The organism is Sediminibacterium sp., assembly GCF_019264485.1.
Classification (GTDB): Bacteria; Bacteroidota; Bacteroidia; order Chitinophagales; family Chitinophagaceae; genus Sediminibacterium.
Map to the genome: position 1 here is coordinate 597,923 of NZ_JAHVAA010000011.1, position 15,776 is coordinate 613,698.

Here is a 15,776-nt window from a genome sequence, read left to right on the forward strand (position 1 = left end):
CAGGGAATGGCAACTTATTTTCGTTGCAACTCAGCCCACATGAAACCACTACTGCTTACTACACTATTGAGTATTTTAAGTTACACAGGCTATACCCAAACCATTAGTGGCACCATCACCGACTCTAAAAATGAAGTGTTGCCATTCTCGTCAGTTGTTGTGAAAGGCACAACACAGGGAGCTTCTGCCAATAGCAAAGGGTTTTATTCTATTCAATTGCAGCCCGGTATCTATACACTTGTATGTCAGTATATCGGGTATAAATCAGAAGAGAAAAAAGTTACGGTGGAAAAAGGGAAAAATAGTGCGATCGATTTTCAGCTTGAACCACAGCAATATAGTTTACAGGATGTAACGGTGAATACAAAAGGAGAAGATCCCGCTTATGAAATCATCAGGAAAACCATCAGCAAAAGAACCCAGCACCTTAAAGAAATAAAAAAATTTTCAGCAGATGTGTACCTGAAAGGACAAATGCAATTACGCGATTACCCAAATCGATTCTTTGGACAGAAAGTAGACTTTGAAGATGGGGACTCGAGTAAACGAAAAATGTTATTTCTCTCGGAAACCATCGCGAAATATTCAGTAGAAGAACCTAATAAAGAAAAAATTGAAGTGTTATCTACTAAAGTAAGTGGAAGAAGTAATGCTTTTGGTTTTAGCAGTCCGCAGATCATTTCATTTTACAATAATACCATACAGGTGGGTGAGGACCTGAATCCACGTGGATTTATTTCACCTATTGCCTCCGGTGCTCTTTCTTTTTACCGTTATAAGTTTGAAGGAACTTTTTATGAAAATGGAGTGGAGATCAGCAGAATTAAAGTGATACCCCGCAGAAAATATGAACCCTTGTTTCAGGGATACATAAATATCATTGAAAATGAATGGCGCATTCATAGTCTTAGGTTAAACCTTGTTCGTGAACAGCAGATGCAGTTTCTTGACACCCTGGTGGTGGAACAGCTGTATGTGCCTACAGGGAATTTGTGGGTCATTAAAAACCAGGTGATCTATCCTTCAGGAAAAATTTTCGGGTTTGATTTTTTTGGCAGTTTTGTGCAGGTCTATGACCGGTTTAATCTGAATCCCACCTTTGAAAAAAAATACTTCAACAATACTATTATCAAGGTTTACGACAGTGCCAATAAAAAAACAATGGCATACTGGGATAGTATTCGCCCCCTGCCATTGCTAAAAGAAGAAGTACTGGATTACAAAAAGAAAGACAGTCTTGAACAGGTAAGGAAAGATCCAAAGTATATGGATTCTATAGACAGAAAAAGAAATAAACTTTCACTCGCAGGAATCTTACTCGGAGGACAATCTATCAGTATACAAAAGAAAAAAGTATTCATAAATTTCGATCCACTGATCAATACATTTAATTACAATACAGTGGAAGGAGGGGTATTGCATTTTTCTCCCACCTGGAGCAAACGTTTTGATGAAACCAGCAGGAGATCATTGCAGATTACACCATATTTTCGATATGGGTTTGCGAATAAACATTTCAATACCCACATCACTGGCAGATATAATTTTGGTAAAAAGTATTTTAACAGCATCAGTATTGCAGGAGGAAGAAGGGTATTTCAATATAATAATGCCGACCCCATTACTGCCAGAATTAATACCTATACTACACTTTTATATGAGAACAATCATTTGAAGATGTATGAGGCTAATTTCCTGCGTCTTAATTATTCAGCAGGAATTGGTAATGGACTCACTTTTGCAGCAGGCTTTCATTTTCAGGATCGGTTTGGGTTGAATAACCTGGCAGACCCCGTAAGCTGGAAAAATATTGCCGGAAGAAGTTTTACGCCCAATTATCCCGTCGACCTTACCAACACAGTGATGCCACGCAACCAGTCGGCTACATTTACAGCAGGATTCACCTGGAGACCCGGAGGGAAATACATTGAATTACCCGATCGCAAAATTGGAATTGGGTCTGATTTTCCCACTTTTAATTTTTCTGTGACACATGCTGTAAAAGGATTGTTGGGCAGCGATGCTGATTTTACAAAATGGCGGATAGCTGTTTCAGACGACCTCGATCTTAAACTTGGAGGAAAGTTGAGTTATCGTGGGTCAATTGGTGGTTTCCTGAGTGCTAAACAGGTCTATATTCCAGATTATACACATTTTCAAGGTAACCAGACTGTTTTGGCAAATGATCCGCTCAGTGGTTTTCAACTTGCACCTTATTATCGTTATAGCAATACATCGAAATTTTATGCAACGGCTAATGTTGAATATCATCTCAATGGTTTGTTGTCGAATAAAATTCCGGGATTCAGAAGATTAAACTGGTTCTTTGTAACCGGAGCCAATATGTTGTACACGCAGAAAGGCAAGAACTATTATGAAACCTTTTTTGGTGTAGAGAATATTTTGAAATTTATGAGGATTGATTTTGTTCAGGGCTTTGAAACAAAAGGGCCATCGCCAAGAGGTGTTAGGCTAACGATTCCTTTGTTTACAGACAGTAGGGGAAATGATTGATTTATAAATGACATGAAGTAATAAGTGGTGCAGTTAAATCATTGTATGATATACTGATTTGCCAAGAATGCTTAACTTGGTTACATTAATAATTCATTGCTATATGAAATCTGTACCTGTTTTATTGCTGTTTGCAATTGTTGTCATATTCGCCTGTAATAGTTCAAAACAAAATAATGGCAGCGAGGAATTGTTTACAACCTTGTCCGACAGTGCGCAGGCGATTTCATTGCTGGGAGATACTTTGTATCCATCATCTCCCTATACAAATGGTTCAGGAAAGTACGATACTGCTAAAATGAATTATGAGGCATCGCCAGGTAATGTTGATAATATCATTTGGTATGGGCGATGGACGGCATACAAGGGCGATTTCAGAGAAGCAATAAGAATTTATACGGAAGGAATTTCGCAATTTCCGGACGATGCAAGATTATATCGTCATCGGGGGCATCGTTATATTTCCATCCGGGAATTCGACAGGGCAATCCTTGATTTTGAGAAAGCCGCGAAACTGGTTGAAGGCAAAAAGGATGAGATAGAGCCCGATGGTCAGCCCAATGCACGGAATATTCCTATTGGCACACTTCATTCTAATATCTGGTATCACCTTGGGCTAGCTTATTATTTAAAAAATGATTTGGCAAAAGCATTGCCAGTATATGAACGTGCGGTGCGTGAGTCGGATAATGATGATAAGCTCACCTCAACTACGCATTGGCTCTATATGACGCTTCGCTTGCTGGGCAAAAAAGAAGAAGCTGAAAAGCTCTTAATACCCATTCAATCCAATATGAATATCATTGAAAATAAAGCCTATCACCAGTTATGTTTATTATACAAAGGCTTATTACCTGTGGATTCGTTAACAGGCGAAACAGGTTCGGCAAGCAGTAATGATGCTGTTGCATACGGAGTTGCCAACTGGTACTATTATAATGGTAACCATGAAAAAGCAAAAGCTTTATACGAACAGATACTCAAAGGAAAAGTATGGGCATCTTTTGGTTATATAGCGGCTGAAGCTGATTATGTAAGACGCTTCCGGCAGTAGAATGCGGATGGCAGATGTCAGATCTCAGATGTCGGATTTGAAAATTACAAATCCGATATCTGAGATCTGACATCCTACATTTCCTCCTATCTTTGCACTGATTTTGACCACCCTGCAAGTGGTTCCATTATTCATGGATCCCGTATCACTTAAGTTGAGCCGGGGCTGAAATTTGATAAATATGCCCGTTTTACACAACCGTGTTTCAAACGAAGAATTGAAACAACGTTTGATGGAAGAATCTTTCCATCGTATTACCATTAGTTTTTACCAGTATTTTCCTGTACAGAATCCTCAGGCATTCAGGGATGAGTTGTACAAACAACTGAATACATTTCAGGTATTTGGCCGTATTTATATAGCCAAAGAAGGGATCAATGCACAGATCAGTGTACCGGAACATCATATGGATGCTTTTAGAAATTACCTCTACAGTATTGAACCGTTAAAAGACCTGCGACTGAATATTGCAGTAGATGATGATGGAAAAAGTTTCTGGGTATTGAAAATTAAAGTGCGCGAAAAAATAGTAGCAGACGGAATAGAAGATCCAATGTTCAGCATGGAGAACAAAGGGAAATATGTGAATGCAGCGCAGATGAATGAATTGCTACAAAAGCCGGATACCATTGTGATTGATATGCGTAATCATTACGAATACGAAGTAGGGCATTTTGAAAAAGCAATTGAAATACCATCCGATACTTTTCGCGACCAATTACCGATGGCTGTAGATATGATGCAGGGTAATGAAGAAAAAAATATCATCATGTACTGCACGGGTGGAATACGTTGCGAAAAAGCCAGTGCATATATGTTGTATAAGGGGTTTAAAAATGTATTTCACCTCGAAGGTGGTATTATTAACTATGCACGGCAGGCCAGAGAAACAGGGCTTGATAGTAAATTCATCGGAAAGAATTTTGTTTTCGATAACCGCCTGGGAGAAAGAATTACGGATGATGTAATTGCCAAATGTCACCAGTGTGGTAAACCTGCAGATACACATACAAATTGTAAAAATGAGGGGTGTCATTTATTATTTATCCAATGCGAATCCTGCGCTGCTGAATACAATGGTTGTTGCAGTGCAGCCTGTCAGGAAACTATCCATATGCCTGTTGAGCGACAAAAAGAATTACGCAAAGGCACGGAGAACGGACAGAATATCTTTAATAAAAGCAGGGTAAGGCTGAGACCGAGACTGGGAGAAGGCGGAGAATATTGAATGATGAATATCGAATATCAAACTTTGAAGTGAATTTATTTCGATATTGGGTATTCGATATTCATCATTCAATATTTTCTAAACTGCTTCGAGTGTTTTTAAGGAAGCGCTTACGGCAGCAATAATCTCTTCATCTGAGGGCTGTTGTGGAACAAAAGTTTTTCCTGTTACTTTTTCATAAAGTTCAATATATCTTTTGCTGATGGTATCGATCCATTCTTCAGACATTTCGGGAACAGTTTGTCCTTCCTTACCCATGAAATTATTGGCGATCAACCACTCTCTTACAAATTCTTTACTGAGTTGTTTTTGTTTTTCGCCCGATGCCTGTCTGTCTTCAAACCCGTCTGCATAAAAATAACGGGAGGAGTCGGGTGTATGAACCTCATCCATCAGGTAAATGGTATCACCTATTTTCCCAAATTCATATTTCGTATCTGCAAGAATCAATCCCTGCTTGGCAGCGATTTCTTTTCCACGGGCAAATAACTGCAGTGCATAGGATTCCAATATTTCCCAATCCGCAGCACTTACTAATCCCTGTTGTATAATTTCTTCTTTGGAAATATCTTCATCATGTCCTTCTGCTGCTTTGGTAGAAGGTGTGATAATGGGTTGAGGAAAAAAATCGTTTTCCTTTAATCCTTCGGGCATGGTAACACCGCATAATATCCGCTGTCCGGATGAATAAGTGCGCCAGGCATGTCCAACAACATTGCCGCGTACCACCATTTCAATTTTAAAGGGTTCGCATTTTTGTCCGATCGATACATTGGGTGCGGGTACTGTTTTCAGCCAGTTTGGGCAGATATCCCGGGTAGCTTCGAGCATATAAGCGGCTATCTGGTTCAAAACCTGCCCCTTGTAAGGGATAGGTTTTGGTAATATTACATCAAAAGCAGATATGCGATTACTGGCAATCATTACCAGCCAGTTTTGGCCAATGGTATATACATCTCTTACTTTTCCGTGGTAAATATTCGTTTGTTGGGGGAACTGGAGACTACTCATGCTGCAAAATTAGCTAGTGCCTTGAATAATAAAGCGTAACGCAGTTCGTTTTTCTTAACAGATAGTTGGTTTTGTGGACAAATTAAATTTCTGCATAAAACTAACAATTGCTATTTTTCCAGTAACAAACACTAAATCTTGCCAAATGAGAAGATTCTACAGTAAATGTCTGTATGCGGCCCTGGCTACAGCAATAACCATCCCTGTGATGGCACAGCAGACAACTACCGTTTCCGGTAGTGTTAAAAATGCAAGTTCCAAAGAAGCGGTTTCAGCAGTTTCTGTTACAATTAAAGGTGGTACAGTTGGAACCTTTACCGATGATAAAGGTAATTTCCGGTTTACCACGGTTCAGAAACCTCCATTTACTTTAGTTATCTCATCTGTGGGGTATGCCAATAAGGAAGTGTCGGTTAAAGGAACCAATGAAGTTATTACAGTTGATCTTACACCTTCATTCACACTCGGTGATGAGGTGGTAGTGGCAGCATCAAGGGTTCCGGAAAGAATCCTGGAATCGCCGGTGTCTATTGAGCGAATCAGCACTGCAGCCATCCGTAATACACCGCAATTAAGTTATTACGATATGTTAACCAACCTGAAAGGGGTGGATGTGGTAACAGCCAGTTTAACTTTCAGAAGTGTGGGTACACGTGGTTTTAACAGCAGTGGTAATACAAGACTTAACCAGTTGGTGGATGGTATGGATAACCAGGCCCCTGGTTTGAACTTCTCCGTTGGTAGTGTTGTAGGTTTGAGTGAACTGGATGTAGAGAATATGGAATTACTACCAGGAGCATCCTCTGCACTATATGGCCCGGGTGGTATGAACGGTACTGTATTGATCAACAGTAAAAATCCTTTTAAATACCAGGGATTTAGTTTTCAGATCAAACAAGGTATTAACCATATAGATGGTAAACAACGTGGTGCAGCTCCCTATTATGACTGGAGCTTGCGTTGGGCCAAAAAAGTATCGGAAAAATTTGCTTTCAAAATCAATGCCCAGTTTATACAGGCGCAGGACTGGCTGGCTAATCAGGACGATAACTATACACGTATCGGCGGAACACCAAACGGAACAAAAATTCCGGGTACCCGTTTTGTTGACCCCAATTATGATGGGGTGAATTTTTATGGTGATGAAACTACACAGAATATCAGTGCCATCGCATCACAGGTATTTGCAGCAGCCGGATTAACATCCGGACAACTCGCAGCCTTTAACGGATTTTTGGCAGCTAACCCTAATGCACGTCTGGCTGATTTTAATACTTTCCTTACAGGAGCCGGTGCGGGTGCTTTGGTTGCAGCAGGTGTTTCCCCCATCATTTTTGGTGCATCTCCAGCAAGAAACTTCTTACAAAATATGTCGGTAAGCCGTACAGGATATGCTGAAAAAGATGTGGTGGATCCTACTACACTGAACATGAAACTTACTGGTGGACTACATTATAAATTAACAGATAAGATAGAAGCTTCTTTCAATGTATATTTTGGTACTGGTAACAGTGTTTATACCGGAAGTGACCGTTATTCCTTAAAAGATCTCAGGATAGCACAGTTTAAATATGAATTGAAACACAAAAACTGGTATGCCCGCTATTACTCAACACATGAGAATGCCGGAAATTCATTTAATGCAACGATTACAACACGTTTGTTTAATGAAGCATGGAAATCAAGCAGCGCCTGGTATCCTCAGTATATTGCAGCTTTTGTAACTGCAAGAGATCAGGGTGCGGATAATATCGTTTCACATAATGCGGCAAGAGCACTGGCAGATATTGGGCGTCCGACCGGTTATGTAGGAAACAATGCTTTGTTCCAGTCTGTGGCACGTAAGCCTATTTCTCAGGGTGGTGGATTGTTTCTCGATCGCTCACGTCTGAAAGTATTTGACGGACAGTATAACCTGACAGAAGACCTTGGTCTTTCAAAAACCAATACCGACTGGTTAATTGGTGTAAGTGCCAAACAGTATGTACTGAATTCTGAAGGAACACTTTTTGCTGATACAGCTGGCGCAATCAAAATCAATGAATTTGGTGCGTACACTCAAATTTCTCAGCGTCTCTTTAATGATGTGCTTAAATTAACCGTTTCTGGTCGTTATGATAAAAACACCAATTTCAAAGGTCGTTTTACACCAAGGGCATCAGCTGTAGTAAAGCTCGCTAAAGATCATAACCTTCGTTTCTCTTACCAGACAGCTTATCGTTTCCCAACTACCCAGAACCAGTGGATCAATCTGACTGTTGGTGGTGGTACCAGATTAATGGGTGGATTACCTCAGTTACGTAACTTCTACAAATTCAGTACCAACCCTGTATTTACATTGGCAAGTGTTCAGGCTTTTGGCGCAAGTGCATTGGCAGGTGCTCCAAATCCGAATTTGTTGCAGCAGCAGACATTTGGAGATTTCAAGCCAGAGTCTATGAGTTCATTTGAAGTAGGGTATAAGGGTCTGATTGCTCAAAAATTGTTGATTGATGTATATGCATATTGGGGTCGATACAAAGATTTCCTAAGTGGTGTAACTGCTATCCAGTCAAGGAATGCAGCCGTATTCAATCCTGCTGATCTCTTAAACCCCAATGCAAGAATAGCCTACAGTATTTCTGTGAATGCTCCAGGTGAAGTAAAAACATCTGGCTGGGGCGCTTCTGCAGAATACTTACTACCTAATAATTTCTCCTTCTCCGGTAACCTGTATCATGATGAAATCGGTACCCTGCCTCCAGGCTTTGTATCTTATTTCAATACACCAAAATACCGTGTGAATATGGCATTGAATAATTCGGGTTTTGGTAAAGACAAGCGTTATGGATTCAGTGTTGTTTACAGATGGCAGAATTCTTTCTATTATGAAGGTACATTTGGTGTAGGGATGGTGCCATGGATGAGAACTGTTGATGCGATGTTGAGCTATAAACTTCCTTCCACCAAGTCAATGATTAAAATTGGCGGTACCAATATCTTTAACAGGTATTACCGTACCGGCTGGGGTAACCCGCAAATTGGCGGTCTGTTCTATGTTAGCTATGGCTGGAATGTGTTTTAAGCCTATAGAAGGATAAATATTGAATATTGAATATAGAATGAGAAAGTAACTACTTTCTCATTCTTATTTTTAGGCAGGCCGACTGGTTTATGCTTGAACGCTGCCCCTTCTTTCTTTTTTCTTATTCCTTGGAATCCTATATTTTTGCTGCTCATTTAACAAACAGATATGATGCGTTCAATAGCTTTCAGAGAGGCTCTTAGAGAAGCCATGAATGAGGAAATGCGTAGAGATGAGCGGGTATTTCTGATGGGTGAAGAAGTAGCCGAATACAACGGCGCCTATAAAGTGAGCCAGGGTATGCTGGCAGAATTTGGAGCCAAAAGAGTAATAGATACACCCATTGCTGAATTAGGTTTTGCAGCTGTAGCTGTTGGTGCCGCTCAGAACGGACTTCGCCCTATCGTAGAATTTATGACCTGGAACTTTGGGGTGCTGGCTATGGACCAGATACTGAATACTGCTTCTAAAATGCTGGCCATGAGTGGCGGACAAATTGGTTGTCCGATTGTATTTCGTGGCCCTAACGGGAGCGCCGGTCAGTTAGGCGCCCAACACTCTACCGCTTTTGAAAGCTATTATGCCAATATTCCCGGATTAAAAGTTGTTTCACCATCTAATGGTTACGATGCCAAAGGATTACTGAAACAAGCCATTCGTTACGAAGAAGATCCTGTGATGTTTATGGAAAGTGAAGTGATGTATGGCGATAAAAGTGAAGTACCTGATGAAGAATACTATATTCCATTAGGCAAAGCAGATGTTAAAAGAGCCGGCCGCGATGTAACCATCGTTTCATTCAATAAAATGATGAAAGTGGCATTAGGCGCTGCTGCGGAACTGGAAAAAGAAGGTGTGAGTGCAGAAGTAATTGATTTACGTACTATCCGTCCACTCGACTGGATGACCATACTCGAAAGCGTGAAAAAAACGAACAGGCTGGTGATTGTGGAAGAACAATGGCCATTTGCATCTGTTTCATCTGAAATTTCATACCGCATCCAGAAAGAAGGGTTCGATTATCTTGATGCACCGATACGCAGAATTACAAGTGCCGATGCGCCTATGCACTATGCACCCAACCTTACTGCACTCGCCATTCCTGACGTGAGCCGTACTGTTAAACTGGTGAAAGAAGTGATGTATATGAAAAAATAAACCCACGATTAAATAAATTGATTCAGAACCCGGAGAACTTTCTCCGGGTTTTTGTTTTCTGTTTAACTTCATTCAAACTGTTTGTCATGAGAAAACATTCTATTATTGTCATTTGCCTGCTTTTTTCATTGAGTACCCAGGCGCAATACCAGCCTTCTCAGGCTAATTTACAGACACGTCAGTGGTTCGACAGTGCCCGTTTTGGATTGTTTATTCATTGGGGAGCATCAAGCGTACTGGGAGCCGGCGAATGGGTAATGAATAACAGGAATATCAGGGTGGAAGAATACAAGAGATTGATGCATTTTTTTAATCCTACGCAATTCGATGCCCGTAAATGGGTACAAACAGCAAAAGAGGCAGGTATGCGTTATATCACTTTTATTACCCGCCATCATGATAGTTTTAGCAATTGGGATACGAAACAGTCTGACTGGAAAATTACCAATACTGTTTATGGTAAAGATGTATTGAAGGAATTATCCATTGCCTGCAAGGAACAGGGCATTAAACTGGTACTATATTATTCATTGGTAGACTGGTTCAGGACGGATTATCCTTATGAAACAGGAAGAACGGGTAAGGGTACCGGCAGAACACAGAAAAGCAATTATGAAGCCTATCTCAGTTTTATGAAATCACAACTTACGGAACTATTAACCGGCTATGGAGAGATAGCAGGTATATGGTTCGATGGGCATTGGGACCAACTGGATAATGACAATGATAAAACACAACAATCTAAGATCAATTGGAAATACGAAGAAATATATGAACTGATTCATCGCCTGCAACCACAGGCAATGGTGGGTAATAATCATCACCTCTCACCATTACCCGGCGAAGATTTTCAGATGTTTGAAAAAGACCTGCCAGGGGAAAATAAGGGGGGATTAAGTGGTCAGGCAATTTCCAAATTACCACTCGAAACCTGTGAAACGATCAACAATTCCTGGGGTTTTAATATTACAGACAGAACCTATAAATCTACTAAAGAGATTATTCAACTTCTGGTAAAAGCTGCAGGATATGGAACCAATCTCCTGCTGAATGTGGGCCCCATGCCAAATGGAGAAATACAGCCAGAGTTTGTTACACGATTGAAAGAAGTAGGCGACTGGTTACAAAAAAACGGATCAACTATTTATGGAACTAAAGCAGGTAACATTAAGCCGCAGGACTGGGGTACAATGACGGAAAAAGATAACCAGGTATATGTTCACATCTTTAAAAAAACAGCAAACCGTATTTTCTTTCAATTGCCATACAATATTGAATCGGCTTTTTTAACAAGGAACAAAATGCCTATCTCTTTCGACCGTTTAAAAGATGGGTATTGGTCGCTTGATATTTCAACTGCCGACGATACTTTACCAGATGATATTATCGTGTTAAACATAAAAAGATGAAGGAAAGGGTAATAGTAAGAATTGTTTTTTTAGTGGTCTTTATACAGCCATTTTGTACACAGGCACAGGAACCTGATACAACAAGGTTACAGGAAGTGGCTGTAACTGCATTTTATGGACGAAGCAAGTGGCAAGCCATTCCTGCAGCTATAGCATTAATAGGACCATCGGTTCTTAAAAACAGTCCTAACATGTCTTTATTACCTGCAATGAATAGCCAGCCCGGTATTCGCATGGAAGAAAGATCTCCCGGCAGTTATCGCTTGTCAATTCGGGGGAGCTTATTAAGATCGCCGTTCGGGGTAAGAAATATCAAAGTATATTTTGATGAACTGCCGCTTACTGATGGCGGCGGAAATACTTATCTTAATCTGATAGACCTTACACAGGTTAACGGAGCAGAAATACTAAAAGGTCCGGTTGCTGCCGCCTATGGTGCAGGTACTGGTGGAGCTGTATTACTTCAGTCAGGCATACATTTTTCTGAAACGACTATGAACCGAATTTTTGGAGGTGTGGCAGTAGGGTCTTATGGACTTTTTCAACAACAAGCGGGCTGGACGTACATGAATTCGAAATTTAGCAGCAGCCTGCAACAGGTACACCTGCAATCCGACGGTTATCGCGAACAGTCGGCCATGAGGCGGGATGGTTATAAATGGCAGGGAGCGCTGCGAAACGGTAATCATAACTGGCGCTTTCTGAGTATTTATACCGATCTCTCTTACCAGACACCGGGTGGTATTAATGAAACACAATTTAATCAGAACCCTCGCCAGGCTCGTCAGCCTGCGGGTGCTTTGCCGGGTGCAGTGCAACAAAAAGCAGCTATTTATAATAAAACTTTTTATAACGGAGTACATCATCAGGTAAGCTTGGGTCATAAAAACAGTATTCGCTCATTTGCCATGATGAGTGTAACCGGGTTTAAAAATCCTTTCATTACAAACTATGAAGAACGTGCCGAAGATAACTTCGGTATGGGTACACAATGGCAATACAAACACCAGTCTGGCGATCACCAGTGGCAAATTAATACAGGAGGAGAGTGGCAGTACCAGCATTCACTGATTGATAATTTTGGTAACAGGGCAGGTATAAAAGATACGGTTCAATACAGTGATAAAGTATTTGCCCTGCAGTGGTTTCTCTTTTCTCAATTTCAGTATACTTACAAGGAACGGTTATTTATTACTGCAGGTGTAAGTACAAATCAACAAACATATCGTTACAGAAGACTTACCGATGTAGGTTCAGTATATGCCAGTAAACAAATTAGCAGCGTAGTTACACCCAGACTTGCTTTGTCGTATGCTATAAAGCCACAAATGAATATTTATATGGTGCTGGCAAAAGGATTTTCAGCACCTACACTTGCAGAATTCAGACCGTCGGATGGTAATTTTTATGGAGACCTGAATGCAGAGTATGGCTGGAACCTGGAAGCCGGAATGAAAGGGACCCTCATAAAGGAAAAACTATTATTTGATATTGCTTTCTATCGTTTTAAACTCAACAACGCTATTGTTCGTAGAAACAGCAACAATGGGGCTGAATATTTTGTGAATGCCGGCGGAACATTACAGCAGGGTGTGGAAGCGATGGTAAAAGCTTTTCTGGTTAAAAATGCTGCTGGAAGCATAAAAGGACTTTCTGTTTGGTCAGGGTATTCTTATCAACCCTATCGTTTTACGGCTTACCGACAGGGTAATAGTGATTACAGCAACAATAAACTTACCGGTGTACCTGTAAGTACATGGATTATGGGTTGCGATTTGCAGTTGCGTAATGGGGTTTATCTTAGTTCTTTTTTCAATGCTGTATCGTCTATACCACTGAATGATGCCAATGATGCGTATGCAAAAGCATATCAATTATTGCAGGGAAGACTTGGGTACCGGGTAAAGAAACTGGATTTTTTTATTGCAGTCGATAATGCGTTGAATCAGACCTATAGCCTGGGTAATGATATCAATGCCCTTGGACGCAGGTATTATAATACTGCCGCTCCCCGTAATTATATGTTCGGCATGAATTTTGGGTTACGCTGACTTCACATTATATATCTTAGCAAAAAAGAATACCATGCCTACTATTCTGATTATTGATGATGAACGTGCCATACGTAATGTTTTAAAAGATATTCTGGGCAATGAAGGTTTTAAAGTAGAGGAAGCTGCTGATGGGGAAGAAGGGTTGAAAAAATTCACTTCAGGTACTTACGATGTAGTATTATGCGATATCAAAATGCCTAAACTGGATGGAATAGAGTTTTTGCAGAAAGTAACAGAGATCAATGCCGATACTCCTGTTATCATGATCAGCGGTCATGGAAATATTGAAACGGCTGTTGATGCAGTAAAGAAAGGGGCATATGATTATATTGCTAAACCCCCCGATTTGAATCGCTTACTGATTACCATACGTAATGCAATGGACAGAACCAATCTGGTTCAGGAAACCAAAGTGTTGAAGAGGAAAGTATCGAAAGTGCAGGAAATTATTGGTGAGAGTGAGGCCATTCTTCGTATCAAGGAAACCATCGATAAAGTAGCGCCAACAGATGCACGCGTATTGGTAACAGGAGAAAACGGAAGTGGTAAAGAACTGGTAGCCCGTTGGCTGCATGAAAAAAGTAATCGTGCTCAGGGGCCTATTGTGGAAGTAAACTGCGCTGCTATTCCGAGTGAGTTGATCGAGAGTGAATTATTCGGACATGAAAAGGGTTCTTTTACTTCGGCTATCAAACAGCGTATCGGAAAATTTGAACAGGCAAACGGAGGTACACTTTTTCTGGATGAAATAGGCGATATGAGTTTGAGTGCACAGGCAAAAGTATTGCGTGCATTACAGGAAGGTAAAATTACACGCGTAGGTGGCGATAAGGAAATAGCAGTAGATGTTCGTGTAGTAGCCGCTACCAACAAGGATTTATTAAAAGAAGTGGAAGAAAAGAATTTCAGACTCGATCTCTATCACAGGCTTGGAGTTATTTTAATTCATGTTCCTTCACTCAATGAACGCAAAACAGATATTCCTCTGCTGGTTGATAAATTTCTGGATGATATTGCCATGGAGTATGGGCAGGCTAAAAAAGAAATGGAAAAGAAAGCTGTGGAGGCATTGCTACAACATAACTGGACTGGTAATATCCGCGAACTGCGCAATGTAGTAGAAAGGCTGGTAATTTTATCGGGAAAGGAAATTACTGCTGCGGATGTAAGATCTTATGTTTGAATTGCTGATTTTTGATTTCCCGGATTCCGCGTCTGTCTGAATCAAAAAATCAAAGATCATCCAATCAAACTTTCTTTGTAAAATCCAGCATCTCTTTCAATGAATATAGTATTCGTACATTTTTATGTTGCTGGCTTACGTCTTTAGTGAGAGGCCCGGCCATGATGATTTGCTGTTCTTTAAACAACTGCGAAATTTCTGTTACCCAATCATCAACCGATTGTTCTGTAAGATGTGTGATGGCATGAAAGTATAGATGAGATGGTTTTTTATGCATCACATATGCTTTCAGATCACTGAAAGGAAGATCAATACCCATATAAATACAACGTTTTCCACTAGCTTTCATCAGGTAATGTGTAAGCAGCAAAGGAATTTCATGATGTTCTCCTTCGAGTGTAAAAAGTACATAAGTGTCAGTTGAGGTAAGCGGAGCAGCTTTTAGCATTTCAATCTGCGCAATAATTTTTCTTCTTATAATATTACTGGCAAAATGTTCCTGAGCTGGAATCATATGATCGGTCAGCCAAAGTAATCCTACACGTTCGAGGAAAACATACACTATATTAAGAATAGTATATTCGAAACCGAATTGTTTAAATGCTTTGTTAATGGCATGTTCAAATGCCTCTTCATCAAAATCGATGGAAGCTTCTACCAGTTGATGTACATAAGAACCCGCTGATTGCTTATCTTCTTCACCCAATGTCATTGAACGAATGGATTCATCTGATAGACGGGCAATCTTTGAAATTTTAACACCGTTATGGTAAAGTTGTGAAATACGCAGAATATGCTTCAGGTCTTCATTGTCGTAATACCTGTGTTTGCTTTCTTTTCTTTTGGGTACAAAAAGCTGGTATCGCTGTTCCCATATCCGGAGTGTGTGTGCCTTGATTCCACTTAGATTTTCAATGTCTTTAATCGTAAAATGGTTCATGCTTCAATTTTGGTCGTTCGGCCAGGGTGTACGCGTGTAAATTTACGCGATATAAATTAAACAAAGTTTTATGTAAGAATTTTAAGTAGAGGAAGACTAAGTGGGTGAAAGGAAGGACAACGCTGTTTTTTGGCGAGAAAAGGGCTAAAAATCTATTGTTT

General features: G+C 40.3%; 10 protein-coding genes. 8 read left to right on the top strand and 2 right to left on the bottom strand.

From position 1 onward, the window contains the following. Nucleotides 1-39 precede the first annotated feature (39 nt). The 3 genes from KXJ59_RS08835 to KXJ59_RS08845 all read left to right on the top strand — a co-directional run bounded on the left by KXJ59_RS08835 (nt 40) and on the right by KXJ59_RS08845 (nt 4,796). Nucleotides 40-2,514, top strand: coding sequence for a DUF5686 and carboxypeptidase regulatory-like domain-containing protein (locus KXJ59_RS08835; protein ID WP_295203404.1), 2,475 nt, complete (start codon nt 40-42; stop codon nt 2,512-2,514). Between the two features lie 103 nt (nt 2,515-2,617). After that, complete coding sequence (locus KXJ59_RS08840; protein ID WP_295203406.1) at nt 2,618-3,568, top strand: tetratricopeptide repeat protein; 951 nt, start codon at nt 2,618-2,620, stop codon at nt 3,566-3,568. 181 nt (nt 3,569-3,749) lie between these two features. Continuing rightward, nucleotides 3,750-4,796: a rhodanese-related sulfurtransferase gene (locus KXJ59_RS08845; protein ID WP_295203409.1), complete on the top strand. Its 1,047-nt coding sequence runs from the start codon at nt 3,750-3,752 to the stop codon at nt 4,794-4,796. A gap of 78 nt (nt 4,797-4,874) precedes the next feature. Here KXJ59_RS08845 and KXJ59_RS08850 read toward each other — a convergent pair whose 3' ends face one another. Next, nucleotides 4,875-5,807, bottom strand: coding sequence for a phosphoribosylaminoimidazolesuccinocarboxamide synthase (locus KXJ59_RS08850; RefSeq protein WP_295203410.1), 933 nt, complete (start codon nt 5,805-5,807; stop codon nt 4,875-4,877). 145 nt (nt 5,808-5,952) lie between these two features. On the opposite strand from KXJ59_RS08850, the gene KXJ59_RS08855 reads away from it, so the two are divergent. The 5 genes from KXJ59_RS08855 to KXJ59_RS08875 all read left to right on the top strand — a co-directional run bounded on the left by KXJ59_RS08855 (nt 5,953) and on the right by KXJ59_RS08875 (nt 14,675). Further along, the gene (locus KXJ59_RS08855) at nt 5,953-8,871 is read left to right on the top strand and encodes a TonB-dependent receptor (protein ID WP_295203412.1); all 2,919 of its coding nucleotides are present in this window, start codon (nt 5,953-5,955) and stop codon (nt 8,869-8,871) included. A gap of 168 nt (nt 8,872-9,039) precedes the next feature. Next, entirely contained in the window at nt 9,040-10,029 is a 990-nt protein-coding gene (locus tag KXJ59_RS08860; RefSeq protein WP_295203413.1) for a pyruvate dehydrogenase complex E1 component subunit beta, read from the top strand. Nucleotides 10,030-10,115: 86 nt separating this feature from the next. After that, on the top strand, nt 10,116-11,438 hold the full coding sequence (locus KXJ59_RS08865; RefSeq protein ID WP_295203416.1) for an alpha-L-fucosidase: 1,323 nt from the start codon (nt 10,116-10,118) through the stop codon (nt 11,436-11,438). Continuing rightward, on the top strand, nt 11,435-13,489 hold the full coding sequence (locus tag KXJ59_RS08870; RefSeq protein WP_295203418.1) for a TonB-dependent receptor: 2,055 nt from the start codon (nt 11,435-11,437) through the stop codon (nt 13,487-13,489). The genes KXJ59_RS08865 and KXJ59_RS08870 overlap by 4 nt, the downstream gene beginning before the upstream one ends. A 34-nt stretch (nt 13,490-13,523) precedes the next feature. Then, entirely contained in the window at nt 13,524-14,675 is a 1,152-nt protein-coding gene (locus KXJ59_RS08875) for a sigma-54 dependent transcriptional regulator (RefSeq protein ID WP_295203421.1), read from the top strand. A 64-nt stretch (nt 14,676-14,739) separates the two neighbouring features. Here the strand turns inward: KXJ59_RS08875 and KXJ59_RS08880 are convergent, their stop codons facing one another. Continuing rightward, nucleotides 14,740-15,615, bottom strand: a complete 876-nt coding sequence (locus KXJ59_RS08880; RefSeq protein WP_295203424.1) for a MerR family transcriptional regulator — start codon at nt 15,613-15,615, stop codon at nt 14,740-14,742. Nucleotides 15,616-15,776: the final 161 nt, after the last annotated feature.

Bases quoted from the DNA above. Each gene is read 5' to 3' on its own strand.
- KXJ59_RS08855 (WP_295203412.1), top strand. From the start codon at position 5,953: ATGAGAAGATTCTACAGTAAATGTCTGTATGCGGCCCTGGCTACAGCA.
- KXJ59_RS08835 (WP_295203404.1), top strand. From the start codon at position 40: ATGAAACCACTACTGCTTACTACACTATTGAGTATTTTAAGTTACACA.
- KXJ59_RS08860 (WP_295203413.1), top strand. From the start codon at position 9,040: ATGATGCGTTCAATAGCTTTCAGAGAGGCTCTTAGAGAAGCCATGAAT.
- KXJ59_RS08870 (WP_295203418.1), top strand. From the start codon at position 11,435: ATGAAGGAAAGGGTAATAGTAAGAATTGTTTTTTTAGTGGTCTTTATA.
- KXJ59_RS08840 (WP_295203406.1), top strand. From the start codon at position 2,618: ATGAAATCTGTACCTGTTTTATTGCTGTTTGCAATTGTTGTCATATTC.
- KXJ59_RS08880 (WP_295203424.1), bottom strand. From the start codon at position 15,615: ATGAACCATTTTACGATTAAAGACATTGAAAATCTAAGTGGAATCAAG.
- KXJ59_RS08875 (WP_295203421.1), top strand. From the start codon at position 13,524: ATGCCTACTATTCTGATTATTGATGATGAACGTGCCATACGTAATGTT.
- KXJ59_RS08850 (WP_295203410.1), bottom strand. From the start codon at position 5,807: ATGAGTAGTCTCCAGTTCCCCCAACAAACGAATATTTACCACGGAAAA.
- KXJ59_RS08865 (WP_295203416.1), top strand. From the start codon at position 10,116: ATGAGAAAACATTCTATTATTGTCATTTGCCTGCTTTTTTCATTGAGT.
- KXJ59_RS08845 (WP_295203409.1), top strand. From the start codon at position 3,750: ATGCCCGTTTTACACAACCGTGTTTCAAACGAAGAATTGAAACAACGT.